This window comes from Azoarcus sp. DN11, assembly GCF_003628555.1.
In the GTDB taxonomy this organism is placed as follows: Bacteria; Pseudomonadota; Gammaproteobacteria; order Burkholderiales; family Rhodocyclaceae; genus Aromatoleum.
Map to the genome: position 1 here is coordinate 3,801,061 of NZ_CP021731.1, position 26,478 is coordinate 3,827,538.

The 26,478-nt window shown below is 65.1% G+C and carries 21 protein-coding genes and 1 other RNA gene; 12 read left to right on the forward strand and 10 right to left on the reverse strand.

The features are described from left to right. Position 1: 1 nt before the first annotated feature. Genes CDA09_RS17590 through gyrA form a run of 4 tightly spaced genes read right to left on the reverse strand, consistent with a single transcriptional unit; the run spans position 2 to position 5,797 of the window. Positions 2-904, reverse strand: coding sequence for a prephenate dehydrogenase (locus CDA09_RS17590; protein ID WP_121429836.1), 903 nt, complete (start codon positions 902-904; stop codon positions 2-4). A gap of 49 nt (positions 905-953) precedes the next feature. Beyond that, positions 954-2,018 carry a prephenate dehydratase gene (gene pheA / locus CDA09_RS17595; RefSeq protein WP_121429837.1) on the reverse strand — a complete coding sequence of 355 codons (1,065 nt, stop codon included), beginning with the start codon at positions 2,016-2,018 and terminating at the stop codon, positions 954-956. A gap of 40 nt (positions 2,019-2,058) precedes the next feature. Further along, positions 2,059-3,159 carry a 3-phosphoserine/phosphohydroxythreonine transaminase gene (gene serC, locus CDA09_RS17600; RefSeq protein WP_121429838.1) on the reverse strand — a complete coding sequence of 367 codons (1,101 nt, stop codon included), beginning with the start codon at positions 3,157-3,159 and terminating at the stop codon, positions 2,059-2,061. Between the two features lie 25 nt (positions 3,160-3,184). Beyond that, positions 3,185-5,797 (reverse strand): DNA gyrase subunit A, encoded by a 2,613-nt coding sequence (gyrA, locus tag CDA09_RS17605; RefSeq protein WP_121429839.1) that lies wholly within the window; start codon positions 5,795-5,797, stop codon positions 3,185-3,187. A gap of 266 nt (positions 5,798-6,063) precedes the next feature. Between gyrA and CDA09_RS17610 the strand changes: the two genes are divergently transcribed. The 10 genes from CDA09_RS17610 (at position 6,064) to CDA09_RS17660 (ending at position 18,545) form a co-directional block, all read left to right on the forward strand. Then, positions 6,064-7,383 carry a TRZ/ATZ family hydrolase gene (locus CDA09_RS17610; RefSeq protein ID WP_121429840.1) on the forward strand — a complete coding sequence of 440 codons (1,320 nt, stop codon included), beginning with the start codon at positions 6,064-6,066 and terminating at the stop codon, positions 7,381-7,383. A 100-nt stretch (positions 7,384-7,483) separates the two neighbouring features. Beyond that, complete coding sequence (locus CDA09_RS17615; protein WP_121429841.1) at positions 7,484-8,206, forward strand: OmpA family protein; 723 nt, start codon at positions 7,484-7,486, stop codon at positions 8,204-8,206. Positions 8,207-8,312: 106 nt separating this feature from the next. Continuing rightward, positions 8,313-9,014, forward strand: coding sequence for a bifunctional 2-polyprenyl-6-hydroxyphenol methylase/3-demethylubiquinol 3-O-methyltransferase UbiG (gene ubiG, locus CDA09_RS17620; protein ID WP_174718451.1), 702 nt, complete (start codon positions 8,313-8,315; stop codon positions 9,012-9,014). A 131-nt stretch (positions 9,015-9,145) separates the two neighbouring features. After that, positions 9,146-9,523, forward strand: a transfer-messenger RNA (tmRNA) gene (ssrA, locus tag CDA09_RS17625). Between the two features lie 1,174 nt (positions 9,524-10,697). Beyond that, on the forward strand, positions 10,698-11,264 hold the full coding sequence (locus tag CDA09_RS17635) for a M15 family metallopeptidase (protein WP_286164211.1): 567 nt from the start codon (positions 10,698-10,700) through the stop codon (positions 11,262-11,264). A gap of 59 nt (positions 11,265-11,323) precedes the next feature. Beyond that, positions 11,324-11,590, forward strand: a complete 267-nt coding sequence (locus tag CDA09_RS17640) for a PAAR domain-containing protein (RefSeq protein WP_121429844.1) — start codon at positions 11,324-11,326, stop codon at positions 11,588-11,590. Between the two features lie 17 nt (positions 11,591-11,607). Continuing rightward, on the forward strand, positions 11,608-13,008 hold the full coding sequence (locus CDA09_RS17645; protein ID WP_121429845.1) for a hypothetical protein: 1,401 nt from the start codon (positions 11,608-11,610) through the stop codon (positions 13,006-13,008). Positions 13,009-13,021: 13 nt separating this feature from the next. Then, positions 13,022-16,795, forward strand: coding sequence for a type VI secretion system membrane subunit TssM (gene tssM / locus CDA09_RS17650; protein WP_121429846.1), 3,774 nt, complete (start codon positions 13,022-13,024; stop codon positions 16,793-16,795). Further along, complete coding sequence (gene tagF / locus CDA09_RS17655; RefSeq protein WP_121429847.1) at positions 16,792-17,766, forward strand: type VI secretion system-associated protein TagF; 975 nt, start codon at positions 16,792-16,794, stop codon at positions 17,764-17,766. Before tssM ends, tagF begins: the two co-directional genes overlap by 4 nt. Further along, a complete protein-coding gene (locus tag CDA09_RS17660; protein WP_121429848.1) occupies positions 17,763-18,545 on the forward strand; it encodes an OmpA family protein in 783 nt (260 codons plus the stop codon). Before tagF ends, CDA09_RS17660 begins: the two co-directional genes overlap by 4 nt. 15 nt (positions 18,546-18,560) lie before the next feature. Here the strand turns inward: CDA09_RS17660 and tssA are convergent, their stop codons facing one another. From tssA to ffh, 6 genes are all read right to left on the reverse strand, one after another. Further along, complete coding sequence (gene tssA, locus CDA09_RS17665; protein ID WP_121429849.1) at positions 18,561-19,619, reverse strand: type VI secretion system protein TssA; 1,059 nt, start codon at positions 19,617-19,619, stop codon at positions 18,561-18,563. Positions 19,620-19,695: 76 nt separating this feature from the next. Next, complete coding sequence (gene gloA, locus CDA09_RS17670) at positions 19,696-20,079, reverse strand: lactoylglutathione lyase (protein WP_121429850.1); 384 nt, start codon at positions 20,077-20,079, stop codon at positions 19,696-19,698. A 14-nt stretch (positions 20,080-20,093) separates the two neighbouring features. Beyond that, on the reverse strand, positions 20,094-20,870 hold the full coding sequence (locus CDA09_RS17675) for a M48 family metallopeptidase (protein WP_174718452.1): 777 nt from the start codon (positions 20,868-20,870) through the stop codon (positions 20,094-20,096). Further along, positions 20,867-21,619 carry a competence/damage-inducible protein A gene (locus CDA09_RS17680; RefSeq protein ID WP_121429851.1) on the reverse strand — a complete coding sequence of 251 codons (753 nt, stop codon included), beginning with the start codon at positions 21,617-21,619 and terminating at the stop codon, positions 20,867-20,869. The genes CDA09_RS17675 and CDA09_RS17680 overlap by 4 nt, the downstream gene beginning before the upstream one ends. A gap of 3 nt (positions 21,620-21,622) precedes the next feature. After that, positions 21,623-22,393, reverse strand: a complete 771-nt coding sequence (locus CDA09_RS17685; RefSeq protein WP_121429852.1) for an EI24 domain-containing protein — start codon at positions 22,391-22,393, stop codon at positions 21,623-21,625. Between the two features lie 14 nt (positions 22,394-22,407). Further along, entirely contained in the window at positions 22,408-23,766 is a 1,359-nt protein-coding gene (gene ffh, locus CDA09_RS17690; RefSeq protein ID WP_121429853.1) for a signal recognition particle protein, read from the reverse strand. Between the two features lie 42 nt (positions 23,767-23,808). Between ffh and CDA09_RS17695 the strand changes: the two genes are divergently transcribed. Both CDA09_RS17695 and pilB read left to right on the forward strand, forming a co-directional pair. Beyond that, positions 23,809-24,636, forward strand: coding sequence for a cytochrome C assembly family protein (locus tag CDA09_RS17695; protein WP_121429854.1), 828 nt, complete (start codon positions 23,809-23,811; stop codon positions 24,634-24,636). 113 nt (positions 24,637-24,749) lie between these two features. Next, positions 24,750-26,471, forward strand: coding sequence for a type IV-A pilus assembly ATPase PilB (gene pilB, locus CDA09_RS17700; protein WP_121429855.1), 1,722 nt, complete (start codon positions 24,750-24,752; stop codon positions 26,469-26,471). Positions 26,472-26,478: the final 7 nt, after the last annotated feature.

A 26,478-nucleotide genomic window follows, 5' to 3' on the forward strand; every position in this document is an offset into this window, starting at 1 on the left:
GTCACTCCGGGCTTGCAGCAGGATTGGCGGAATTGGCGAACTGCTCGCCCCAGGCGTTGCGGGCCGCACGCGCCTCGCCGAAAAGCTCCTCCAGGCGGGTTGCGTCGCCGGACAAGAGCAATGCGCGCAGGTGAGCCAGTTCGGCGAGATACTGATCGAGCTCCGCGAGGAGCGCCTGGCGGTTTGCGATGCAGATGTCGCGCCACATTTCCGGATGGCTCGCCGCGATCCGCGTGAAATCGCGGAACCCGCCGGCCGCGAAGCTGAACAACTGTTCGGCGTTCGACCTCTGCGCCAGATCATGCACGAGGCCGAAGGCCAGCAGGTGCGGCAGGTGGCTCACCGCGGCGAATACGCGGTCATGCTCCTGGGGCGGCATCTCGTGGATCAGCGCGCCGCACGCTTCCCAGGCTTCACGCACCCTGAGAATGGCCGCCGGTTCGTTTTCGGGCAGCGGGGTGACGACGACCCTGCGCCCCTCGTAGAGACTGGCAAAGGCCGCCTCGACACCGCTCTTTTCGGCACCGGCAATGGGATGGCCGGGCACCGTGTGCGCGAGATGCCCTGACAGATGGCGATAGGTTGCGTCGATCACGTCACGCTTCGTGCTGCCGGCATCGGTCACGATCGTGCCGGGCGCCAGATGCGGCGCCATCGCCCCCATCACCGCGTCCATTTGCCCCACCGGCGGGGCGAGCAGGACGAAATCGGCGCCGTCGAGCGCCGCAGCCCAGTCCGAGCAGGCCTCGTCGATCACACCGAGCTCGACCGCCCGCGCGAGCGACGCCTGGCTGCGCCCGATCCCGACGATGCGACGCGCCATGCCGGCACGACGCAAAGCCATTGCGAACGAACCGCCGATCAGGCCGACGCCGCACACCACCAGCTTGTCGATCACGCCCATGCAAACAACTCCGCAGACATCAGTCCTTCACCCTGCCGTGCCCCGCTGCTCAGATTGCTGCCACCGGGTACGAGCCGAGGATCTTCACGAACGCGGCGCGCTCGTTGAGCTCCTTCAACGCGGCGGCGACGTCGGCGTCCTCGCGATGTCCGTCGATATCGACATAGAAGACGTATTCCCACAAGCCCCCGCGCGCCGGCCGCGACTGGAGCTTGGTCATGTCGACGCCATGCCGTGCCAGCGGTTCGAGCAGTCCATGCATCGCGCCCGGGCGGTTCAGGGCCGAACACACCAGCGAGGTCTTGTCACATCCCGACGGACCAGCGTCGTGATCGCCGATGACGACGAAGCGCGTCGTGTTGTTCGGATCATCCTCGATATTGGCCGCCAGCACATTGAGGCCGTAGAGCTCCCCAGCCGCCTCGCCGGCGATCGCGCACGACTCGGGATCCTCGGCCGCCATGCGTGCCGCCTCCGCATTGCTGGCAACCGGCACGCGCGACAGCTGCGCGAGATTGCGGTTCAGCCACTCATGGCACTGCGCCAGAGATTGCGCGTGGGAGTACAGCCGCTTGGCCGCACCGATGCCCTCTGCCTTCGACAGCAGATGCTGGTGAATGCGCAGATTCACTTCGCCGCAGATCTTCAGCGGATTCGCGAGCAGCAGGTCGAGCGCGCCGCCGACGGCGCCCTCGGTCGAATTCTCCACGGGCACGACTCCGTAGTCGGCGTTGCCGGCCTCGACCGCGCGGAACACGTCGTCGATCGCCGCCATCGGCATCAGCGCCGCCGCACCGCCGAAATGCTTGCGCGCCGCACTTTCGGAAAAGGTCCCCGCAGGCCCGAGGTAGGCGACCTTGGTCGGATGCTCGAGCGCCAGGCAGGCGGACATGATCTCGCGGAAGATCCGCTGCACCGCCGCGTCCGGCAGGGGGCCGGGATTCGCCGACGCGAGCCGGCGCAGCACCTGCGCCTCGCGCTCGGGGCGATACAGGTTGCCCTGCTTGATCTCCCCGATGCGCTGCGCGCTGCGCGCACGCTCGGCAAGCCGCGCAAGGATCTCCTCGTCGAGGCGGTCGATAGTGTTCCTCAGGTTCAGCAGTTCGTCGCTCATGCTCGCCTCATCGGCCCCGCCAGGGGCTGCTCAAGCCGTTTCAACCATTTCGCGCGGCAAAATCGCGCATGTAATCCACCAGCGCCCGCACGCCCTCGAGCGGCATCGCGTTGTAGATCGACGCCCGCATGCCGCCGACCGATTTGTGCCCCTTCAGCTGCGTCAGCCCGGCCACGCGGGCACCGGAAAGGAAGGCCTCATTCAGGGTTTCATCGCGCAGGAGGAAAGGCACGTTCATGCGCGAACGGCATCCAGCCTCCACCTCGTTGCGATAGAAACCGCTGGCGTCGATAAAGTCGTACAGGAGCCGTGCCTTCTCGACGTTCGCCCGTTCGATCGCGGCAACGCCCCCCTGCGCCTTGAGCCACTGGAACACCAGCCCCGCAATGTAGATCCCGTAGGTCGGCGGCGTGTTGAGCACGGAGCCGTGATCCGCCATGACCTTGTAGTCCATGACCGTCGGGGTAAGGCTGCCGGCCCGCCCGAGGAGGTCGTCCCGCACGATGACGATCACGAGGCCCGAAGGCCCGATGTTCTTCTGCGCCCCGGCATAGATCAGGCCGTAACGGCTCACGTCGACCGCACGCGAGAGGATATGGGAGGACATGTCGGCAACGATCGGGGCCACCGACGCGGGCAGTCCGTCGTCGCCGATCTCGATGCCGTGGATCGTCTCGTTGGTGCACAGATGGAAATAGGCCGCTTGCGCATCGAGCTGCAACTCGTCCGCCCGCACGGTACGCGTGAACCCAGCGGCCTCGGTGCTGCCCGCAAGACGGACTCGCCCGCCCAGCCCGCCAGCGGCGACGCGCTGCGCCTCCTTGTACGCCTTCTGCGACCACGCCCCGGTGACGAGGTAATCGGCAGAGCCGCCCGCCAGCAGGTTCATCGGGATCTGCGCGAACTGCTGCGTGGCGCCCCCTTGCAGGAACAGCACGCGGTAATTGTGCGGGATCGCCATGAGCTCGCGCAGATCGGACTCCGCCCGCTCGATGATCGACGTGAATTCCTTGCCGCGATGGCTCATCTCCATCACGCCGCAGCCTGCGCCGTGCCAGTCGAGCATTTCCTCGGCTGCCTGGCGCAACACCGGCTCCGGCAAGGCGGCGGGTCCGGCACTGAAGTTGAACACTCGGGTCATGATCGGAAACACTCCTCCTGCAGGTTCATTCAGCCGAAACGTCGTCGCCGGCTTCGTCCGTCGCGTCGGCTGCGCCCGACGGATCGTCGACCGCGGTTTCGTCCGTCTCCGACTCGGCGACCTTCTCCATCCCCGCCAGCGTATCGCTTTCGTCGAGGTTGATCAGCGTCACCCCCTGCGTCGCACGACCGAGTTCGCGAATGTCCTGGACCTTGGTACGGATCAGCACGCCGCCGGTCGAAATCAGCATCACCTCGTCGCTCTCCTCGACCAGGCATGCCCCCACCAGCTTGCCGTTGCGCTCCGAAGTCTGGATCGCGATCATCCCCTTCGTGCCGCGGCCGTGACGGGTGTATTCCGCGACCGGGGTGCGCTTGCCGTAGCCGTTTTCCGTCGCGGTCAGCACGCAAAGATCTTCGCGCTTGGCGACCAGCATCGCAATCACCTGCTGGCCATCCTCCAGCGTCATGCCACGCACGCCGCGGGCCTCGCGCCCCATCGGCCGCACATCGTCCTCGGAGAAGCGCACCGCCTTGCCGGCATCGGAGAACAGCATCACATCGCTTTCGCCGTCGGTGATGGCCACACCGATCAGCCGGTCGCCGTCGTCCAGGCTCGCCGCGATGATGCCGGCCTTGCGCGGATTGGCGAACGCCGTGAGCGCAGTCTTCTTCACCGTGCCCTCAGCCGTGGCCATGAACACGAAGTGATCGTCGTCGAAGGCCTGCACCGGCAGGACAGCGTTGATCTTCTCCCCTTCCTGCAACGGGAACAGATTCACGATCGGGCGCCCGCGCGAATTGCGCGTCCCTTCAGGCACCTCATATACCTTCAGCCAGTAGACCCGGCCGCGGCTCGAGAAGCACAGGATGTAGTCGTGCGTATTGGCGACGAAGAGATGGTCGATGAAGTCGTCGTCCTTCATCCCCGTTGCCTGCTTCCCGCGCCCGCCGCGACGCTGCGAGCGATAGTCGGCGAGCGGCTGACGCTTGAAGTAGCCGCCGTGCGACAGCGTCACGACCATGTCCTCCGGTGCGATCAGATCCTCGATGTTGATCTCGCCGGTATTCAGGACGATCTCCGAGCGGCGCGGGTCGCCGAACTGGTTGCGGATCAGCCCCAGCTCCTCGACGATGATCGCGGTGATGCGCGCCGGATTTGCGAGGATGTCCAGCAGGTCGGTGATCACGTCCATCACCTCGCGGTACTCGGCGACGATCTTGTCCTGCTCGAGACCGGTCAGGCGCTGCAGGCGCAACTCCAGAATCGCCTGGGCCTGCGCGTCGGAGAGCCGGTACCCTTGCGCCGACAGCCCGAACTCGGCCGCCAGCCCTTCCGGCCGATAGCTGTCCGCCATCGCGCGCTCGAGCATCCCCTCAACCAGGACGGAACGCCACTCGCGCGCCATCAGCTCGCGCTTCGCGTCCGACGGCGCCGGTGCGGCCTTGATCAGCGCGATGATCTCATCGACGTTCGACAGCGCGACCGCCAGACCTTCGAGGATATGCCCGCGCTCGCGCGCCTTTCTCAGCTCGAACACCGTGCGCCGCGTGATCACCTCGCGGCGGTGCGCGAGGAAGCACTCCAGCATCTGCTTCAGATTCAGCGTGCGCGGCTTGCCATCGACCAGCGCCACCATGTTCATGCCGAAGGTGTCCTGCAGCTGCGTCTGCTTGAACAGGTTGTTCAGCACGACCTCGGGCACTTCGTTGCGCTTCAGTTCGATGACGACGCGCATGCCGGACTTGTCCGACTCGTCGCGGATCTCGCTGATGCCCTCGATCTTTTTCTCGTTGACCAGTTCGGCGATGCGCTCGAGCAGCGTCCGCTTGTTCACCTGGTAAGGCAGCTCATCGACGATGATCGCCTGCCGGTTGCCCTTCTCGAGATCCTCGAAATGCGTGCGTGCGCGCATCACGACGCGGCCGCGCCCTGTGCGGTAACCGTCATGCACGCCCGCGAGACCGTAAATCAGCCCGGCGGTCGGGAAGTCCGGCGCCTGCACGATGCGGATCAGGTCCTCGATGTCGGTCTGCGGATCCTTGAGCAGCAGCAGGCACGCGTCGACCACCTCGCCGAGGTTGTGCGGCGGAATATTCGTCGCCATGCCGACGGCAATGCCGGACGAACCGTTGATCAGCAAATTCGGGATCTTCGCCGGCAGGATCAGCGGTTCCTTCTCCGAACCGTCGTAGTTCGGGCCGAAGTCCACCGTTTCCTTGTCGATGTCAGCCAGCAGCTCGTGGCCGATGCGCGCCATGCGGATTTCGGTGTACCGCATCGCCGCCGCGTTGTCGCCATCGACGGAACCGAAGTTGCCCTGCCCATCGACGAGCATGTAGCGCAGCGAGAAATCCTGCGCCATACGAACGATGGTGTCATACACCGCCGAGTCGCCGTGGGGGTGGTACTTGCCGATCACGTCGCCGACGATGCGCGCCGATTTCTTGTAGGCCTTGTTCCAGTCGTTCGACAGCTCGTGCATCGCATACAGCACGCGTCGATGCACCGGCTTCAGGCCGTCCCGGGCGTCGGGCAGCGCGCGCCCGACGATCACGCTCATCGCGTAGTCCAGATAGGAGTGCCGCATCTCGTCTTCGAGACTGATCGGCAGGGTTTCCTTGGCAAACGGAGTCATTTGGCGGCTGCGACAAAAACAGCGAGGTCAAAAACGTGGAATCTTACCATGCCGACACCACCCTCCTCTCCCCGCGCCGCTACCATCCAATTGTCCCGCGTGGGGCCGTGTGCTTAAATTCGGGCCCACACAACAGGGGGTGGCGTGGAACGCGATCACGACCTGCGCGAACGCGCCGACCACACTGACGCCCGGCACTCCCCCGGCGCACGCGGACGGCGGCCGATCCCGCCGGATACCCTCGCACCATTCAAGGAGCCCTCCCGGTGAGCCAACCCGTCGACCTCGTGATCAATGCGCGCTGGATCATTCCCGTGGAGCCGGCCGGCGTCACGCTGGACCACCATGCCGTCGCCGTCCGGGGCGGGCGCATCGTCGATATCCTCCCGCAGAGCGACGCACGTACCCGCTACGACGCGCGGCGGACCGTCAATCTCCCCGACCACACGCTCATTCCCGGCCTCGTCAACCTGCACGCGCACTGCGCGATGACATTGATGCGCGGAATCGCGGACGATCTCCCGCTGATGCGCTGGCTGCAGGAGGCCATCTGGCCCGCCGAAAGCCGGCACGTCTCGAGTTCCTTCGTACGCGAAGGCACCCTGCTGGCAATCGCCGAGATGCTGCGCGGCGGCATCACGACCTGCAATGAAATGTACTTCCACCCGGATGCCGCCGCCGAAGCCTTCGACCTGCTGGGGATGCGCGCCGTCATCGGGATGACGGTCCTCGAATTCCCCACCCCCTACGCCAGCGACGCCGACGACTACCTGCGCAAAGGCCTCGCCGCCCGAGACGCCTGGCGCGACCACCCCCTCATCGGCTTCTCGCTCGCTCCGCATGCGCCCTACACGGTCTCCGACGCAAACCTTGCCCGCATCGCAAGCCTTGCCGCCGAACTCGACGTGCGTGTACACATGCACATCCACGAAACCGCCCAGGAAGTCGCCGACTCGATCGCACTGCATGGCGTCCGCCCCCTCGCCCGACTCGCCGGCCTCAACCTTCTCGGCGACCACTTCATCGGCGTGCACGGCGTCCATCTGAACGAATCGGATATCGAAATCCTGCACCGTCACGGCTGCAGCATCGCGCACTGCCCGACATCCAACATGAAGCTTGCGAGCGGCATCGCGCCGATCGCCCCGCTGCTGGCGCCGGGCGTCCGCGTCGGCCTCGGCACCGACGGCGCGGCAAGCAACAACCGCCTGGACCTCTTCCAGGAGATGCGCCACGCGAGCCTCCTCGCGAAGGTCTCGACGCTCGACGCGACCGCCGTTCCCGCACATTCCGCACTGCGAATGGCGACCCTGGACGGCGCAAGGGCACTCGGACTCGACTCGCGCATCGGGTCGATCGAAGTCGGCAAGGAGGCCGATCTTTGCGCTGTCGCATTCGACACCCCCGAAACCCGACCATGCTTCGATCCGGCATCCCATCTGGTACACGTCGCGGGGCGCGAGCATGTCTCGCATGTGTGGATCGCGGGCGAGATCCGCGTGGACAAAGGGAATCCAGTGTTGCAATTAAACGACACGGAATTGCTTGGCTTTGCTGCCCTGTGGCAAACTAAGTTCAGTAACTGAACTGGATATGTGTGGCGAGTTAATGTCGCGGAGATTCGTGATGAACTCGCCGGACTTAATCGTTACCCATTCATCCTCTTGCCAAATCGACGAGGAAATTATGATCAAACAGACCAAAAAGCTGTTCGCACTGGCCGCCATCGCCTCGATCGGCCTCTCCGCATCCACTGTCTTCGCTCAGGCAAAAGACGTCGTTGTGGATGGCAAGGGCGAAGTCCCCTACGCAATCGACGCCCGCAACGTTGTCGCCCGCAGCGGCACCGGCCTGTGCTGGCGCACCGGCTACTGGAGCCCGGCCGCTGCCGGCACCGCGATGGCCGGCCAGCTCCCCGTTGGTTGCGAGTGTGACAGCGACATCGTCCCGAAGGACAAGTGCGCCCCGGCCCCGGCCCCTGCTCCCGTAGCAGCTCCGGCTCCGGCTCCGGCTCCGGCGCCGAAGCCCACTGCGGACAAGATCAAGCTGTCGGCTGACGCCCTGTTCGACTTCGACAAGGCTGTCCTGAAGCCGGAAGGCAAGACCAAGCTCGACGAACTCGCCGCCAAGGCCAAGGACATCAAGCTGGAAGTGATTCTCGCCGTCGGCCACACCGACCGCCTCGGCTCCGACTCGTACAACCAGAAGCTGTCCGAGCGCCGCGCCAACGCCGTCAAGACCTACCTGGTGAGCAAGGGCATCGAAGCCAACCGCATCTACACGGAAGGCAAGGGCAAGCGTCAGCCGATCACCGGCAAGACCTGCTCCGACAAGCAGGGCCGCAAGAAGCTGATCGCGTGCCTGCAGCCCGACCGTCGCGTTGAAATCGAACTGGTCGGCACGAAGTAATCTGGCCTGACGTTCGACAAAGGCCCTGCCTCGGCAGGGCCTTTTCATTTTTGCCGACGTTTTGTTTCAATAGCGTCTTCGCTCGACCACAGCCGAAAGCCAAATCATGACTACCAACGCCGACCCCGCAGAACTGCAGAAATTCAGCGACCTCGCGCACCGCTGGTGGGACCCTACCTCCGAATTCAAGCCTCTGCATGAGATCAACCCGCTGCGCCTGCGCTGGATCGACGACCACGCCAGCCTCGCCGGCAAGCGCGTCGTCGATGTCGGCTGCGGTGGTGGCATCCTGTCGGAGAGTATGGCGGCGCTGGGCGCCCAGGTAACGGGCATCGACCTGTCGGAGAAGGCTCTCGGGGTCGCGCGGCTACATCTGTTCGAGTCAGGCAACAAGGTGGATTATCAGCACAGCAGCGCGGAGGATTTTGCCACGCAACATCCTGAAAGCTTCGACGTCGTCACCTGCATGGAAATGCTCGAGCACGTCCCCGATCCCGCCAGCACGATCGCCGCCTGCGCACGTCTCGTCAAACCGGGCGGCCAAGTGTTCTTCTCGACCCTCAACCGCAACTTCAAGGCCTACCTTTTCGCCGTCATCGGCGCCGAATACATTCTCAACCTGCTCCCGCGCGGCACCCACGAATACGCAAAATTCATCAAACCATCGGAGCTTGCGCGGTTCTGCCGGAATGCCGGCCTCGAAGCTGCGGAACTTCTCGGGATGAGCTACAACCCGCTCGCGCAGACGTATTCCCTCGGCCAGGACACGAGCGTCAATTACATGCTGCAGACCCGGCGTCCGGCGTAAAGAGGCGCAAGGCTCCGGAACGGTGGGCACGACGCATTCGGAACGGCGACGGATCGCACCGGAGTCGAAATAGTGCTAGAGTGGCACTTGAAATCCGGTGTCCCGCCACCAGATTCGTAGCATGAACAACAGGGGCCGACTTGGCTTCGACGTGGGTCGCAAAGCAGCGCAGTGCATACCGAGGACCAGTCACCTCGTAAATCCATCTGGAAGCAAACAAACGCCAACGACGAGCGTTTCGCTCTCGCCGCTTAATCCCGGCGGGCGCTGCACCGGCGGGTCTCTGGGCCGGGTGGTCTCAGCGTAAGCTGAGCCGCTGCAGTGTCATTTACAGAGAATCGCGAGTCGCGCCGGGTTACTTGGTGCGACAGCTAAAAGTAAGGTAACTCGCCGCTACCCGGCCTGCCGACTGGCTAAGGCAGCGGTTAAATTCAAATAGGTTGGCTAAGTATGTAGATCTGTCTGTAGAGGGCTTGCGGACGGGGGTTCAATTCCCCCCGGCTCCACCACTATTCAAAAAACCAACCGTTCTCGGTTGGTTTTTTTTCGCCCGTTTCCCCCAGCGTTGTGTGGATTTTCATTCGACCAGACCGGCAAGGATTCAAGCCGCCTCCGATGGAACGGTCGGTAACGTCGGCATTCGCGGCGGGAATGATCTTCACCGCGAGCGCATCACGATAGCTTCGATGACCTGGGCGTCGGCATCGACCGACCTCTCCACGTGCTTCGCATGCGGCGGCAACCTGCGCATCGACGCAGGAGCAGATTTCACTGCTGTGCTGCCTGCGCCACTCTTGCCTTTCTCCCGTTCCGTACCCCGCACTACCACTGAGCGCTCATGGCCCGCGGCCGCATTTGCTTTCTCTGGCCTTGCATCGCCAGGTCGTACCTTGCCACCGGCAGAGTCGCTCCGGTCGTATACCGGACCGGCAAACTTCGGCATCTCCATAGGCGATGCCGGCACCTCCACGATCGTAGCCGCCTGCATCGGCACCTCCTCGGCACGAACCATTGGCTCCGGCGGGGTTCTCGTTACCGGAGCTTCCCCCACGAGTACATCGACTACCCCATCAAATTGCGCGCTTGAGCGGTTCATCCCGCTGCCCAGTGCAATCACCCCGCCCCCGACTGCGGCCAACAGTACCCCGAACACAAGCAGACTTATCGCCCACCTTTCGCCCGCGACCTCCCTCCTTGTCACCGAAAGTTCGTCGAGGATAGGGAAGTCACACACATCGCCGCGATGAGCGGCAGATGCGAAGAGGCTCGGCGTCCGGGAAGAAGCGGCCGCAGATGCTGACCGGGAACTGGACATATCGCACCAATGAGTCATGCTGCATATTCATATACAATACCTCATTCTAACGACAACAGCATTTAACACAGCTCGGAACCGTGATTTCGCCAGCCCTTCTCGTCGCACCTATCGCGTACTTCCTTCTTGTTTGCCTCGGCCTGGCGTTCGCACGGCACCCGACGCGACGGCATCTCATCATCAACGCGGGCACGCGGCAGGCGCGTCGGTTTGCTACGGCACTACGTCACAGATTCAGCGCCGCCATCCGGTCTGTTCACATCGGCTGGCATCAACTGCGCAACCACCGCAGGCACACGACCGCACCAATCCGGCACCGTACCGTCGCAATCGGCGGCCTCGCACTGACAGTCCTTCCATCGCTGGCCGTGCTCGCCCTGTCACCGCGCACGCTGTATGAGTTCCCGACGGACAACGTCCTGCCCGATCGGCAGATATCGGTTCTTCTCGCGGGCGAGCGCCTCACCCCCCCGCCGTCCTTGCCGCCTGCGGTGTTCGCGACAGCGGAAGTCGAAATGCTGATTCCGTACGCCGGAACCGCCAGCAGGGACTGGAGTCTGCTCGACGATCAGTTCCGGCAGCAACTTCTCACCGTGTTCAAGGTGCTGAAGGAGAGCTACGGCTATGAAGCGGTGTTGCTCGAAGGCTACCGCAGCCCCGAGCGGCAGGCCGAACTGGTCCTGCGTGGCCCTTCGGTGACCCAGGCAGGTCCGAACATGAGCTACCACCAGCATGGCCTCGCAGCAGACGTCGCCTTCCTGCGCAACGGCACTCTCGTGATATCCGAGCGCGATCCCTGGACGATGGAGGGCTACAGACTCTACGGCGCCCTTGCCGAGGCTGCCGGCCTGACCTGGGGCGGGCGCTGGAAGATGATGGATTTCGGTCACGTCGAACTGCGCCGGCGCGGAATCCTTGCCGACAAGCACTCCTGAACGGGCAAACCCACGGTTGTGAAACGCCTCCCACCCACCTCCGCTTGGAACCACTTTTCATGGCTCGTCCATTCATCCTGATTGGAGATCGAACCGATCACGGCGGCACCGTGATCGGGGGATCGCTCAGTAGCGACTGCAACGGCAAAGGCATCGCACGCGTCGGCGACAAAGTCACCTGCCCGCAGAAAGGGCATGGCAGTGTGACGGTGATCGCGACGGGGGATCCGACGACGATCATCGACGGCCGCCCGGCCGCGCGTCATGGCGATAAGACCGCCTGCGGCGCGATCCTGATTGCGTCGCAGGCCAATACGGTCGACTGATTTCCCCGGCACCGGCCATGTTCGCGATCACCTTCAGGTCCGCACTTCTCGCATTCCTTGCTGCAATGCCCGTTTGGGCGCTCGTTCTCGGCTGGTGGCAGGCAGACGGCTACCAACCCGGCGCGCTTGACCTGGTCACACACCTCTTCGTCCTTCCGGCATCGCTTCTCGTCGGGTTCCAGCTCCTGCATTCATGTATCGAACACCTTCGCGAACCGGGAACCGACGCAGCGAGTTCCGGAGCGACCACGCTCACGGATTCGCCCCCTTTGCCAGCCGGTCGCGACGAACGCAGTTCCCGGGCCCACCTGATCGGCCACGCTCTCCTGTGCGCGCACGGAACGGACGCCGCACAGGTGGCCGACGCGAGCCGACAAGGATGCGCGCCCGTGCTCGACGACGAACTCCGTGACATGCACGGCTTCCCGGTCTTCGCAGCACGCGTGCCTTCGCTTCCGATGGATGAAATCACGAAGCAACTGGCCGGCCCCGGTGGTGCGATGCCCCCGCCGCTCGACAACGAGGACCTGCGCGCCCTGGCCATGCTGCACATGACGCTCCCCCCTGCGCTCGATGAAATTGCGGAAGCACTTACGGGCGATCCCCGGGTACTCCGGTCCGTCGTGTGGCTGACGAGCCGTACCTGGCCCGATGCACGCCGAACGCGGCTTACCGCCTGGTTGCGGCAAGAGCATCTCGCACCCCATGGCGTCGAAGCCGCCAGCATCGAATTTCGCTGCCTCCGGGACGACGCGCAGGCGTTCGAAGCCATCGACCAGCTGATCGCCGAGCTGAGCGGCCAGACGACACCGGCCATCGCCCTCATGATCGGCGCGGTGTCCCACGTGGGCGAAGGGACCGTCGCGGAATGGCAGGCCGAATCCCGCCTGTTCATGGCCAACATGCAGGAGGGCACGATTCCCGGAGAGGCTGCCGCGGTCATGGTGCTCGCGAATACCGCGGGTGCCGCGCTTACCACGGGCCGGCCCGCAGCACAGATTTCGCGGGCCGCATCGGGCCGTTCCGAACATTCCGCGCGTATGACGACCGACCGCGCGCTCATGGGAAGCTGCATCGACGCCGCGCTGGCCGACGCCGGCCTGAGCGCATCCGCCATCACGAACGTGTTTACCGACGCAGACCATCGCGCCGGCATAGCGAAGGAACTCTTCCCGACACTCCTGGAGCGATTTCCGGCACTCGAGCCGCTTATCGACACCCTGACGCTCGGTACGGCCACGGGGTTCGCAGCGCCGATCGGCGGGCTCGTCGCGTTGCTATGCGCCGCCGATGCCGTCAGCGCCTCGAATGGTGCCGTGCTGTGCCTCACCTGCCAGTCCCCGCCTGCGAGCGCGGCAATGATCGTCCACGCCGCCCGCGACCCCTCAGTCACTGCAAACGCCCGCCCCAACGCCTGACCGCCCTTGAACGATGTCTGCACTTCGAACCTTCCTGACCGACTCGCGTACGCTCTCCTTCCTCGGAATCCTGACGCTGTCGGCCTTCATCGCGCTCGGCGCCCGGACGCTGGAACTCGCCTTGTCATGGGCTGCGGTCGCCTCTTTGGCCTTGCTCGTGATCTGGTTCGCCATCTGGGCATGGCGCAGGCACCGGGGCGGGCTGGCCGCCTCGGCGCTCGAAAGCTTGCTCGATCCACGCACGGTGACGGGCGAAAGCTGTGCACAAGCGGAGATCGAGGCCCTGCGCAAGCGCATGAAGGACGCCATCCGGACCATCAAGACATCCAAGCTGGGACAGCTCTCGGGACGAGCCGCCCTGTACGAGTTGCCCTGGTACATCACGATCGGCAACCCTGCCGCAGGCAAGAGCACGGCGGTGGTGAACTCCGGCCTGACTTTCCCGTTCGGCGATGCCGGCGACAGCGTCGTACAGGGGCTGGGCGGCACGCGCAACTGCGACTGGTTCTTCACGACGGAGGGCATCCTCCTCGACACGGCGGGCCGCTATTCGGTGGAGGAGGAGGACCGCGGGGAATGGCTCGGCTTTCTCGACCAACTGAGGAAGCATCGCCCGCTTGCGCCGATCAACGGCATCATCGTGACGGCGAGCATCGGCGAACTGCTCGGCAGCCCGCCCGCCCATGCCATCGCCCTCGCCAAACACCTGCGTCAGCGGGTCCAGGAACTCACCGAGCGGCTGGAAGTGTTCGCGCCGGTATATGTGATGTTCTCGAAGGCGGACCTGATCGCGGGCTTCAGCGATTTCTTTCAGGACCTCGACTGGAACGAGCGCGACCGCATCTGGGGCGCGACCCTGCCTTACGAGACCGCAGGCGGCAATGACGCGATCACGCTGTTCGACCGTCACTTCGACGAACTGCATGAAGGGCTGCGGGAGCTGAGCGTTGCACAGATGTCGGTTGCGCGAGGCGAGCGCATGGCGCCGGGACTGCTGGCCTTCCCGCTCGAGTTCGCCGCCATCAAGCCGGTACTGCGCTCCTTCATCGCGACGCTGTTCGAGGACAATCCGTTCCAGTTCAAGCCCATCTTTCGCGGCTTCTATATCACGTCGGCAATCCAGAGCGGCGAAACACCGAGCAGTTCCTGCGCGCGAGTGGAAACGCGCTTCGGCCTGTCGGGTGAAGGCGCGGCCACTACCCGAATCGCCTCGAACAACGGCTTCTTCCTGAAGGATCTTTTCTCGAAAGTGATTTTCGCCGACCGGCACCTGGTCCGGCACTATGTCAGCAGGAGCAAGCGCCAACTCCAGCATGCCGTTTCGCTGGGCGCCGCGGCACTCCTCGGCCTGTCTCTGGCTGGCTGGAGCTGGTCCTATGCGAACAACCGCAGCCTGGTGGAAAACGTGAGAGCGGATCTCGACAAGCTCGTCCGCATCCAGGAGGGCCGCATTGACCTTCAATCGCGGCTCGAATCACTCGAAGTCCTGCAGGAACGCATCGCGCAACTGCAGCACTTTGAATCCTCCCCCTCCTACTCCCTCGGACTGGGCCTCTTCCAGGGGGACGATGTAAAGGCAAGGCTGCTCGACGAATACTACCGCGGCGTGACCGAAGTCCTTCTCACGCCCGTCAGCGAAAGCCTCGAGGGCTTTCTGACGGCCGTCAATCGCAACCCCGACCAACTGGCCCAAACCACCAATTCCCCGCCTGACTCGCCCGGCAATTCGGCAACAGGGGCACACCCTTACAAGGAAGCCTCCCCGACGAACGCGCAGGACGCCTACAACGCGCTGAAAACCTATCTGATGCTCAGTAACAGGGAGCACACGGAAGTCGGTCACCTCTCCGATCAGCTCAGCCGTTTCTGGCGCAACTGGCTTGAAGCAAACCGCGGCCCCATGCCGCGAGAGCAGATGATGCGCAGTGCGGAACGGATCCTGAGTTTCCACCTCCGTCAGGCCAACGATCCCGCCTGGCCCACCATCGCCCCCAAACTCGCGCTGATCGACGAAACGCGCGGAACGCTGCGCCACGTCGTGCGCGGCACGCCTGCAATCGAACGAGTCTATGCGGACATCAAGGCAAGGGCCTCCACGCGTTTTCCGCCGGTGACGGTGGCGAACCTCCTGACGCAGGACGATGCGAATCTGATCGCCGGCAGCCATGTGATCTCGGGCGCATTCACGGCCGAAGCCTGGCAGGGCTATGTTGCAGCCGCCATCAGGGAAGCCGCCACGGGGGAGCTTCGAAGCTCGGACTGGGTGCTCGACACCAACTCGAAGGATGATCTTTCGCTCGTCGGCAGCCCGGAACAGATCCAGAAGACGCTCCTCGCGATGTACAAGAAGGAATACGCCAGCGAATGGCGGCGTTTCGCACTGGGTATCGGCGTCAGCGGTTTCCACGATTTCCCCGCCGCGGTGGCGGCAATGAATCGCCTTGGCGATGCGTCGTCCTCGCCCCTCGGCAGGCTGCTGCGCACCCTGCATGAGCAGACGGCATGGGACAACCCCGTGCTGGATTCTGCCAACTCGGAGCGCGCGCAGAAGGGCTTCATCGAGTGGTTCAAGCAATCGGTCCTGCGGATGTCGCCGGCGCCCGTTGCGCCGGAGGTGAATCTGCCCCTCACCAGAGCTGACGGCCCGACCGGCACCATCGGCCGCGAATTTGCGGGCGTCGGCCGCCTGCAAGCACGCAGGGACGGCGGCGAACCGATCCTCGATCTTTACCTGCGCCAGTTGTCCGCGCTGCGCACACGGCTGAACCTCCTGGCCAATCAGGGCGACCCGGGGCCGGGCTCCATCAGGCTGATAGCCGAAACCATCGAGGGAGGCAAATCCGAGCTGACCGACGCACTGCGCTTCGTTGACGAGCAGATGCTCACCGGCATGCCCGACGACCAGCGCGACATGCTCCGCCCGCTGCTCGTGCGCCCGCTGCTCCAGACCTTTTCCGCGCTCCTGTCCCCGGCCGAGCGCGAACTCAACAAGATCTGGGTGGCAAACGTGTACGAACCGTTCGGTCGCAAGCTTGCCCGCAAGTATCCGTTCGACAGGGCCTCCAGTCTGGAGGCCACGCCCGCCGAGATCGGACAATTCTTCGGCCCCGACGGGGCGGTCTCACGCTTCGCCACGACCAGCATCGGTGCACTCGTCGTCCGGCGCGGCGACTACATCGAGCCGCGAACCTGGGGCGATCTGGGCATCCGCATGCGCCCCGAATTCGTCTCCGCGTTTCCGGGATGGGTCGCGCCGCTGGACGGCAGCGGCGCCGTACAGGGGCCAGCGCAGGCACAGACAAGCTTCCGGCTGCTGCCGCTTCCCGCGCCGGGCACAACCGAATATACGATCGAAATCGATGGCCAGAAGTTGCGCTACCGGAACGGCGCCGCCCAGTGGGCGACCTTCGTCTGGCCGAATCCCGCAGGGACTCCGGGGGCACGCATCGTCGCGACGACCTTCGACGGACAGGAACTCGAAGTTGCGAACTTCGGCGGGCGCTTCGGGCTCGAGAAATTCATCAATTCCGCCACGCGCACCCGGAATGCAGACGGGTCGTTCACTCTTGCCTGGCAAGCCGGCGGAATCTCGATCCCGGTGACACTCAAGATCGTAAGCAGTCCGGACATCCAGGCGGGCAAGGACCCAAGCCCCAAGGGTTCCCGCAACACCCCTCTCCCGTCCAGCGTAGCCGGTGAGGCGAACGTCGACGAACAGGCGAAATCCGGCTCGGGCAGTCCGACCTCGGTCGCGGCGACGAACTCCGACCGTGGAGCGCGGCCATGACGGGCACCAGCATTGGCTATTTTGGCAAGCTGCCCGCCCGCGGGGATTTCATCAAGGGCGGCGGCGCGACCAAGCTGATCGCGATGCTGGACCGCTGGATCTCGGAAAGCATGAACCTCCTGTCCGCGGATCCGCGGTGGCGCATTGCATACGACAGCATGAGCCCCGTCCACTTCGCCTTTGTCGGACCGCATACCCGCCTCGCCGTGGTCGGCCACCTGCAAACCAGCCACGACGCCTCGTCGCGACGCTTTCCGTTTCTGGTCGCCTCCACCATCGAGTGCGACCCGGAACGGTCCCGCGAGGGCCCCGAAACATTTACCCCCCTATGGGAGAAATTCGCGCACCTGGTCGGACTTGCCCGGACGGCCGACGAACCGACCTCGGTGCTGCATGCCCTTGCCGATATCGACCACGGGCAGGTGCTGGCGCAAATTCCGCGGCGCCCCCCCGAAGACGCGGCGCCCGACACCATGACCATCGGAGAGATCGACCGCCTCCTCACACACCGCAGACACGCCCGGAGCACCCGCCGCATTCTCCTGTCCCTCGGCATAATGCTGCGGCCTCTGCTCGGCGACAGCAGACTCAGCATCGAACGCGGACTGCAACTCCCGCTGCCTGGCGATCCCGGGCGGCGGGACGCGATTGCCCGTATCTGGCTCAATCTGATCTTCGGCTTCCTCAGGCATTCGCAACGCGAGCTTCAGTTGTTGCAAGGGCTCGTTAACGGCCGCAACACGCTTGTCGTCGGATTCAACGGCGCATCGCCACGTCTGCTCGCCACGCTTGTTTCACCCGGGTCCGACCCCGACGCGATCGTCGATCTGGAGGACCCCGAGTGGGTCGACTCACACCCCGCACTGTCCGACGACTATGGCATTGCCAAGCTTTCGAGCTACCTGTCGCAACCGGACACGACCGTGGCGACCGCGCTGGCGACCTTCAGGGAGGTTTTTTTCGGAGAATGATCTTGAAGCTCAAATCGAAACTCGCGGCGGGCCTCGTCTGCGCTGCGACAGCGGCGGGCGCGGTGCCACCGGGCGCCCCTGCCGCGGACGGGATGGTCTACGTGACGGGCACCGTGCCCGACGAACGCGCCCGCTCGACCCTCATCGCGCGCCTTCAGGGCATCTATGGCAAGGACAAGGTTGTCGACCGCCTCGAAACGGGAGGCGTTGTCGCTCCGCCCGACTGGACGGACCACGTGGCGAGGATCCTGGGCGACGACATGCGCGAGGTCCACCAGGGACAACTGGACGTCAACGGGACCCAGGTCACCATCAGTGGCAACGTTGCCAACGAGGCCCGACGGCAGCAGGTCGCCAGCGCGATCGCCACCGCGCTCAACCCCACCTACACGGTGAACAACGGACTGCGGGCGCCTGCCGGCGCACAAGCCATGCTCGACCAGACGCTCGCGGACCGGGTGGTCGAATTCGAGAGCGGATCCGCGATCCTGACCCCGGCCGGCATCGCCCTTCTCGACCAGATGGCCGCAGCCATCGCCAGACTCGATCGCCCCCGCATCGAGATCGTCGGTCATACCGACTCGACGGGAAACCGGATGGCAAATGTCGCCTTGAGCCTCGCCCGTGCCGATGCGGTCAAGACTTATCTCGTCGGAACCGGTATCGCCGCCGCGAACCTGAATGCCTCCGGCGCCGGGCCGGATCGGCCGATCACGTCGAACGACACGCCCGCCGGGCGCGCGCGCAACCGCCGCATCGAATTCCGGCTCGTCAACTAGGCCCTGCCGGGCGCATCAGTGCCCGACGGCATCCCGCGACGCGAGGCCCAGCAACTCCTCGACATGCGTGAGCGCCCCGTCATCCTTGACGACACTCCGCAACCATTCGTGCAAGGACATGTCACCCCAGCGTGCGGCCTTGTCAGCCAGATAGGCTACCGGGCTATGCGGTTCGGTGCGCCGAAAGAAGTCCGCGACCTCCCGGAGCCGCGCGAGCGCGTCGGCGCGTGTCGTGATCGGGCCGGCCGATGCTCCCGACGCACCCGCCGGACAGGACGCCGCGCTGGCCGGCGCATCCGGGGCCCCATGCGGCAACGCCGGCACGCCCGCCTCAGCGGCGTAACGTCGCAACATACCGAACGCCTCCGCCAGTGCCTGACGCGCGTCGTCGAAGCCCGGTCCGTCGAGGCCGAGTTTCGCATCGACGACCCGCTGCAGTTCGTTCAGAGCCTGCCGCGCTGCTTCCGCCTCCCTCGCGTTTCGCACAAAGAAATCGGTCGCGGTGTCGCGCCGCGCCGCCTCGAATTGATCGAGCGTCACGGGCGCGGCGCGCGCGAGGGGCTCCGCCTCCCGCAGATTGCGCTCAGGATGGCCTGCACGATGCCTGGCGGCTTCCAGATCGGCCGGCGAGAAGCGGCCGAGGGGAGAATCGGTGATGGGCAGCTCGCGGATGATGCGGGGGGACTGTGTCAGCAGCCAGTCGAGATTCCCCGCGCGCATTTCCTGATCGCCGTCCTCGGGCAGCGGATGGAGGTCGTCCCAAAAGGTGTCGCACAATCCGGCGACGAGCCTGTAGCCGTCCGCCAGCCCCGCAAATCCGCGCGTCTGCGCTGCCGCTTCGGTCAGCCAGACGGCGAGACGGACATCCTTCGCGCGCGCGGCCAGTGCCTCCGCGCAGAGGCGCACGACGCGCGGCCAGTCCGCCTCCTTGAGCGGCCTGACCCATTCCCCCTGGCTTACCGAGGGATCGTCGAAGCGGCGCGCCTCCTGTATGTCGTCGAAAAGGGTGGAGAAGGTCAGATCTTCTCCACAGCGGTTGCCGGCCAGCGGGCGAAGCAGTGCATCCAGCTCCATGGGTGATTCCGGTTCAAACGAAACCGCCATATTACATGACGTCAGCATTGAACCCGCACTGGCCCGCAACAGGTGATCAGCGATGCTGGATCAGCTCGATCTTGTAGCCGTCCGGATCCTCGACGAAGGCGATGACCGTCGTGCCATGCTTCATCGGCCCGGCTTCGCGGACGACCTTCCCGCCGCGCGCGCGAATCTCGTCACACGCGCGATAGGCATCGGGAACCGCCAGCGCGATGTGTCCGAACGCATTGCCCAGCTCGTACGCATCCACGCCCCAGTTGTACGTGAGCTCGATCACGGCCCCTTCGGCCTCGTCCTGGTAGCCGACGAAGGCGAGCGTGAACTTGCCCTCCGGGTAGTCGTGACGGCGCAGCAGGCGCATTCCCAGCACTTCGGTGTAGAACTTGAGCGAACGCTCGAGATCGCCGACACGCAGCATGGTGTGAAGCAGTTTCATTTCTGCAGTCCTCTTCAATCTTCAGTGATAAGTCCGGCATCGCCGCCATCGATCAGCGGCAACTCGCGCCCCGCCTCCCGCAGGCGCAGGCGCGCAGCCCTCCAGTCCGGATACAGGCCGGCGACCACCGCCCAGAAACGCGGAGAGTGGTTCATTTCCGCAAGGTGCGCCACTTCGTGGGCCACGACATAGTCGATGAGTTCGGGTGGCAGATGAATGAGGCGCCAGTGCAGGCGGATGCCCCCGCGACTGCTGCAACTTCCCCAGCGAGTCCTCGCCGACGTCAGGCGCACCGGCGGAACCGGCCGTCCGAGCCGGAAGCAGAATTCCGCGACGCGCTCGCCGAACCACGGCAAGGCGCGTGCGCGCAACGCCCGTACGAGGGATTTGCGCACATCCGACGAGGCCGGCAGCACCAGTTCTTCGACACCGTCGAGCCCCCTCCGCCAGCGCGCCCCGCGCGCACTGCCCCCCAGGCGCAGCCGGCATGTCTCGCCCAGCAGCGGAACCGACGCGCCGTCGGCAATGTTCAATGTCGGCGGCGCAATGCGGGCGGCGAGCTTCTCCAGCAGCCAATCGCCGTGGTCACGGATGAAACGGTCGATCTCCGCTTGTGTCGCAAGCCACGGGACGGCGACGCGGACGCCGCGATGATCGACCTGCAAGGCGAAACTGCGTCGCGCGGAGCGCCTCAGCAGGTAGGCAACGTCCCGCGCCCCGAGACGGATCCCGCGGGACTCCTCGCTCGCAGGACGGGACTGGCGTCGCAACAGTCCCGCCGGCCTGCTCATGCCTTCTCCTGCCACGCGTATCCGCGCGCGCCGACCTCTGTCTTGATGCGTGACATGGCCGCCGCGACACTCGCCGCCGGACCTTTGACGCCGAGTTCGATCGACCGGACCTCGTCCGCGGACGCCGGAACGTTGGGCAGGCTGAACAGATTCAGATCCGGAAACCCGGCCGTAATCGCCTCCATGAGATCGACCAGCCGCCCTTCCACCGCATCCAGCACCGTGATTGCGGCCTCGACGTAGTCTGCCGCGTGGTGCAGATGGTGAAATCGGGTATCCAGCACCCACGCCACCATCGGCCAGGCCATGACAGGGAAGCCGGGAACGAAAAAGTGGTTGCCAATAGCGAATCCGGGAACCTGGTTATACGGGTTCGGGATAATCGTGCTGCCCCGCGGATACGTCCCCAACTGCAGACGGTGCGGCGTGATCTCGTCGCCGAACTTCGCCCGCAGGATCGCCTCGGCCTCGGGGTGCAGCACGAGATCCAGACCCAGCGCTTCGGCTGCGGCCTGGCGCGTACGGTCATCCGGCGTGGCGCCGATGCCGCCGAAGCTGAACACGGCGTCCCCGGTCGTCAAGGTTTCGCGCAGCGCGGCAACGAGACTCGCCGCATCGTCGCCGACATAGCGCGCCCACGCGAGCCTCAGGCCGCGCGCGCCGAGCAGTTCGATCAGTTTCGCCAGGTGTTTGTCACTGCGCCGGCCCGACAGGATCTCGTCGCCGATGATGAGCGCGCCGAATGCCATGCGTCACTCCCGGGCCAGGGGTGCGGGGAGGGGCTCCAGTATCGTCACCCCCCGCTCGGCGCGCTCCCGCCGCAGCGCCTCGAGCATGAAATGGACAAAGGCGAGGCCGCAGAATGCCGGGGCGACCAGATTCACGACCGGCACATAGGCGAGCAGCGCACACCCGCCGCCGAGCAGCAGCATGGGCGCCTTCTGGATCCGCGGCAAACGCAGGAGCTCCTCGCGGTCGGCGTGCAGCATCAGCGCGTCGTAGCCGAATGCGCGCTGGTTGAGCCAGCCCGTCAGCACCACCGAGGCCACGAGCCCGGCGCCGGGGATCAGCCACAGCGGGAGGGAAACCAGCATGCCGAGCAGAAACAGCCCCCCTGCCACCAGCGCATTCCAGGCGCTGCCCAGATTCGAGCCGCCCCGGCGCTGTTCCAGGTCTCCGTAGTCCCGCTGCGCGACCTGCTCGAGCATCATCGGCAGCGCGAACACGGCCACCAGCAACGCTGCCGTCACGTAGATCAGCGGCAGAAAGGCCAGCGCCAGCGCGATCTTGACCACGACCAGCGTCGCCGCGGCGCCGAGGTCCGTCGTTGCCAGCCACTCCCCGACGAATGCCCATCCCTGGATCCAGTGCACGATCGCGTCGACCAGCGTCGACCACGACAGGACGGCAACCGTCATCCACACGACCAGAGCCGCCACGCTGGGCCACACCAGATGGACGAACACACCCTTGCGCCCGAGGCTGCGCAATGCCCGACCCACCGCAAGCAGGATGTTGCGCATCCGTCCGGCTCCGTTCAGCGTGGCATGCCCGGCAACATGCCTTTCATGCCGCGCATCATCTTCTGCATGCCGCCCTTGGAGAACTGCTTCATGACCTTCTGCGTCTGCTCGAACTGGTTGAGCAGGCGATTGACTTCCTGCACGGTCACTCCCGCGCCCGCCGCGATCCGCCGCTTGCGGCTGGCCTTGAGGAGTTCAGGCTTCGCGCGCTCGGCAGGCGTCATCGAGTTGATGATGCCCTCGATGCGGCCGATCGCCTTCTCCTCGGCGCCACCCTGCAGCTTGCCGGCCATCTGGGAGAACTGCGCGGGCAGCTTGTCCATCATCGACGCAAGGCCGCCCATCTTGCGCATCTGCGCGATCTGCTCCTTGAAATCGTTGAGATCGAAGCCCTTGCCCGTCTTGAGCTTCTGCGCAAAAACCCGCGCCTTCTCCTCGTCGACGCCGCGCCGCGCCTCTTCGACCAGGCCGAGGATATCCCCCATGCCGAGGATGCGGCTGGCCATGCGCTCGGGGTGGAACTCCTCGAGGCCCGTGAGCTTCTCGCCGACGCCGGCGAACTTCAGCGGCTTGCCCGTCACGTGGCGAACCGACAACGCTGCACCGCCACGCGCGTCGCCATCGAGCTTGGTCAGGACGACGCCGGTCAGCGGCAGCGCCTCGTTGAAGGCCCGCGCGGTATTGACCGCATCCTGACCCAGCATCGCATCGACCACGAACAGGGTCTCGACCGGGTTGATCGCGGCGTGGATCGCCTTGATCTCGTCCATCATCGCTTCGTCGATCGCGAGCCGGCCGGCCGTGTCGAACAACACGACGTCGTAGTAGTGGCGGCGCGCGTGATCGACCACCGCGAGGGCGATATCCACCGGCTTCTGGTCGGGCGTCGTCGGGTAGAAATCGATCCCGGCCTGCGCCGACACCGCCTTCAGCTGCTCGATCGCGGCAGGCCGATAGACGTCGGCGGACACCGCCAGGACCTTCTTCTTCATCCGCTCGTGCAGCAGCTTGCCCAGCTTGCCGGTGGTCGTGGTCTTGCCCGCGCCCTGCAGGCCCGCCATCAGGATCACCGCGGGCGGCTGCGCAGCCAGATTCAGGCCGGTATGCGTCCCCCCCATCAGCGCCTTGAGTTCGTCGTGCACGACCCCGACGAGCGCCTGACCGGGCGTCAGCGAACCGACGACTTCCTGGCCGACGGCCTTCTCCTTCACCCGGGCGACGAAATCCTTGACAACCGGCAGCGCGACGTCCGCCTCGAGCAGCGCAAGCCGCACCTCGCGCATTGCATCCTGGATATTGTCTTCGGTGAGGCGCGCCTGGCCACGCAGGGTCTTGACGACCTTGGACAGGCGCTGAGTGAGATTGTCGAGCATATTGGCTGAGGCCCTAAGGCTTGGAGTAAACTGCGGATAACTATGCAAACCATTCTACTTCATCTGTTCGCTGCGACGCTCTACGCGGTCCTGGGCGCCCATTTCTGGCGCGTCACCGCTCAGGCGTCCCCCCAACAGCCGCGACGCGGAATGTCGGTTGCGGAGCGCCTGACCATGCTCGCAGCCATTGCAACCCACGGCTGGGCGCTGCAGGGGGAATTGTTCCCGGGCGAAGGCATGCGCTTCGGCTTCGGTTTCGCGGTATCGCTGGTCATCTGGCTCGCGGTCTGCTTCTACTGGATCGAAACTTTCTACGCACGCCTCGACGGACTGCACGGTTTCGTCGTCATGGCAGGTGTCGCCGGCAGCCTGCTGCCCCTCGCCTTCCCGGGCCAGCACCTTCTCGTTAACGCGGGCAGTCCGGGATTCCGCGCCCACTTCATCATGGCGATGCTCGCGTACAGCGTCTTCACCCTGGCGGCACTCCACGCCATGCTGATGGCAATTGCCGAGCGCCAGCTGCACAGCGGGCGGCTGACCAGGGCCTTTGCCAACCTTCCTCCGCTGCTGACGATGGAGACGCTGCTGTTCCGGCTGATCGGCATCGCCTTCATTCTCCTGACGCTGACGCTGACCTCCGGCGTCGTGTTCTCGGAAGCCCTGTTCGGGCAGCCCTTCCGCCTCGACCACAAGACCGTCTTCGCGATCGTCTCGTGGGTGCTCTTCGGGGCGCTGCTCGTCGGGCGGCGCGCCTGGGGGTGGCGCGGTCGCGTGGCACTGCGCTGGACCCTCGCCGGCTTCATCACACTGGTACTCGCATATGTGGGCAGTCGTTTCGTGATCGAGGTGCTTCTCGGACGAACCACCTGAACGGCCCGGCCCGTGCCCGCCGCACGCACTCCAGCCGCCATCCGCACTGCAGCAGTCTTTACAATTCCTTACGCGGCGGGCAAGATCAGATGTCAGTTAGCTAAGACCGGGACATGGCAGCAAACCCCCAGACCGCCCTGAGCGGACTCGCGCGAGCACTGATCCAGCACGGCCGGCTCTCGGAGGCCGACGCCGTGGCGTGCACCAAAAGCGCAGCCGTAGTTCCCAACGGATTCATCCTCGAACTGGCGCAGCGCAAACTGCTGACCGCCAAGGCCGTCGCCTGGTTCGCCGCCGAGACATTCGGTTACCCGCTGCTGGACATCGCGTCGGTCGACCGCGCCAGCATCCCTCGCGACGCCATCGACCGCAAGCTGATGGCCAAGCACCAGGTGGTCGCGCTGGGCAAACGCCAGAATCGCCTCACCGTCGCGACGGCCGACCCGTCCAACATGCGGGCGCTCGACGAGATCCGTTTCCAGACGGGGATGCAGGTCGATCTCATCGTCGTCGAGGCCGACCGCCTCGCGCGCCTCGCCGAGTCGCTGTCCGAATCGACCGAGGATACGCTCAAGGAACTCACGGGCGAAGAGTTCGACATGGACCTCCTGCAGGATCAGGAGGCAGCGGAACAGACGGCGCCCCCCGATGACGCCTCCGCCGAGGTCGACGACGCCCCGGTCGTCAAGTTCATCCAGAAAGTCCTGATCGACGCGATCAACGAAGGTGCCTCCGACATCCATTTCGAACCTTACGAAAAGTACTATCGTATCCGCGTGCGCACCGACGGCGTCCTGCGCGAGATCGCCCAGCCGCCGCTGGTGCTGAAGGAAAAGATCGCCGCGCGCATCAAGGTCATCTCGCGCCTGGACATCTCCGAGAAGCGCATCCCCCAGGACGGGCGCATGAAACTCGTCCTCTCGAAGAACAAGTCCATCGATTTCCGCGTGTCCTCGCTGCCGACCCTGCACGGCGAGAAGATCGTCATGCGTATTCTCGACGCCTCCTCCGCGATGCTGGGCGTCGATGCGCTCGGCTACGAGCCCGACCAGAAGAAGCAACTGCTCGATGCGATCGAGCGCCCCTACGGCATGATCCTGGTGACCGGCCCGACCGGTTCGGGCAAGACGGTGTCGCTCTACACCTGCCTGAATATCCTCAACAAGGCCGGCGTGAACATCTCGACCGCAGAGGATCCGGCGGAAATCAACCTGCCCGGCATCAACCAGGTCAACGTCAACGAGAAGGCGGGCCTCACCTTCGCGGCATCGCTGCGCGCCTTCCTGCGCCAGGATCCGGACGTGATCATGGTCGGCGAGATCCGCGACCTCGAGACGGCGGAGATCTCGATCAAGGCCGCCCAGACGGGTCACCTCGTGCTGTCGACGCTGCACACCAACGACGCCCCGACCACGCTCGAGCGCCTGCGCAACATGGGCGTCGCACCGTTCAACATCGCGTCCTCGGTGATCCTGATCACCGCCCAGCGCTTAGCACGGCGGCTGTGCACGTGCAAGCAGCCGGTCGACATCCCCATCGAAGCCTTGCTCCAGGCGGGCTTCTCCGGCGAGGAGCTCGACGGCAGCTGGCGGCCCTACGGTCCCGTCGGGTGCGAACGCTGCAAGGGCAGCGGCTACAAGGGGCGCCTCGGCATTTATCAGGTCATGCCCATTTCCGAGGAAATTGCCCATATCATCATGACCAATGGCAATTCCATGGACATCGCCGCACAGGCCCAGCGCGAGGGCGTGCGCGACCTGCGCCAGTCCGGCCTGCTGAAAGTGAAACAGGGTGCGACCTCGCTCGAGGAAGTTCTCGCCACCACCAACGAATAGGGAACAT

Bases quoted from the DNA above. Each gene is read 5' to 3' on its own strand.
- CDA09_RS17590 (WP_121429836.1), bottom strand. From the start codon at position 904: ATGGGCGTGATCGACAAGCTGGTGGTGTGCGGCGTCGGCCTGATCGGC.
- pheA (WP_121429837.1), bottom strand. From the start codon at position 2,018: ATGAGCGACGAACTGCTGAACCTGAGGAACACTATCGACCGCCTCGAC.
- serC (WP_121429838.1), bottom strand. From the start codon at position 3,159: ATGACCCGAGTGTTCAACTTCAGTGCCGGACCCGCCGCCTTGCCGGAG.
- gyrA (WP_121429839.1), bottom strand. From the start codon at position 5,797: ATGACTCCGTTTGCCAAGGAAACCCTGCCGATCAGTCTCGAAGACGAG.
- CDA09_RS17615 (WP_121429841.1), top strand. From the start codon at position 7,484: ATGATCAAACAGACCAAAAAGCTGTTCGCACTGGCCGCCATCGCCTCG.
- ubiG (WP_174718451.1), top strand. From the start codon at position 8,313: ATGACTACCAACGCCGACCCCGCAGAACTGCAGAAATTCAGCGACCTC.
- CDA09_RS17640 (WP_121429844.1), top strand. From the start codon at position 11,324: ATGGCTCGTCCATTCATCCTGATTGGAGATCGAACCGATCACGGCGGC.
- CDA09_RS17645 (WP_121429845.1), top strand. From the start codon at position 11,608: ATGTTCGCGATCACCTTCAGGTCCGCACTTCTCGCATTCCTTGCTGCA.
- tssM (WP_121429846.1), top strand. From the start codon at position 13,022: ATGTCTGCACTTCGAACCTTCCTGACCGACTCGCGTACGCTCTCCTTC.
- tagF (WP_121429847.1), top strand. From the start codon at position 16,792: ATGACGGGCACCAGCATTGGCTATTTTGGCAAGCTGCCCGCCCGCGGG.
- CDA09_RS17660 (WP_121429848.1), top strand. From the start codon at position 17,763: ATGATCTTGAAGCTCAAATCGAAACTCGCGGCGGGCCTCGTCTGCGCT.
- tssA (WP_121429849.1), bottom strand. From the start codon at position 19,619: ATGGAGCTGGATGCACTGCTTCGCCCGCTGGCCGGCAACCGCTGTGGA.
- gloA (WP_121429850.1), bottom strand. From the start codon at position 20,079: ATGAAACTGCTTCACACCATGCTGCGTGTCGGCGATCTCGAGCGTTCG.
- CDA09_RS17675 (WP_174718452.1), bottom strand. From the start codon at position 20,870: ATGAGCAGGCCGGCGGGACTGTTGCGACGCCAGTCCCGTCCTGCGAGC.
- CDA09_RS17680 (WP_121429851.1), bottom strand. From the start codon at position 21,619: ATGGCATTCGGCGCGCTCATCATCGGCGACGAGATCCTGTCGGGCCGG.
- CDA09_RS17685 (WP_121429852.1), bottom strand. From the start codon at position 22,393: ATGCGCAACATCCTGCTTGCGGTGGGTCGGGCATTGCGCAGCCTCGGG.
- ffh (WP_121429853.1), bottom strand. From the start codon at position 23,766: ATGCTCGACAATCTCACTCAGCGCCTGTCCAAGGTCGTCAAGACCCTG.
- CDA09_RS17695 (WP_121429854.1), top strand. From the start codon at position 23,809: ATGCAAACCATTCTACTTCATCTGTTCGCTGCGACGCTCTACGCGGTC.
- pilB (WP_121429855.1), top strand. From the start codon at position 24,750: ATGGCAGCAAACCCCCAGACCGCCCTGAGCGGACTCGCGCGAGCACTG.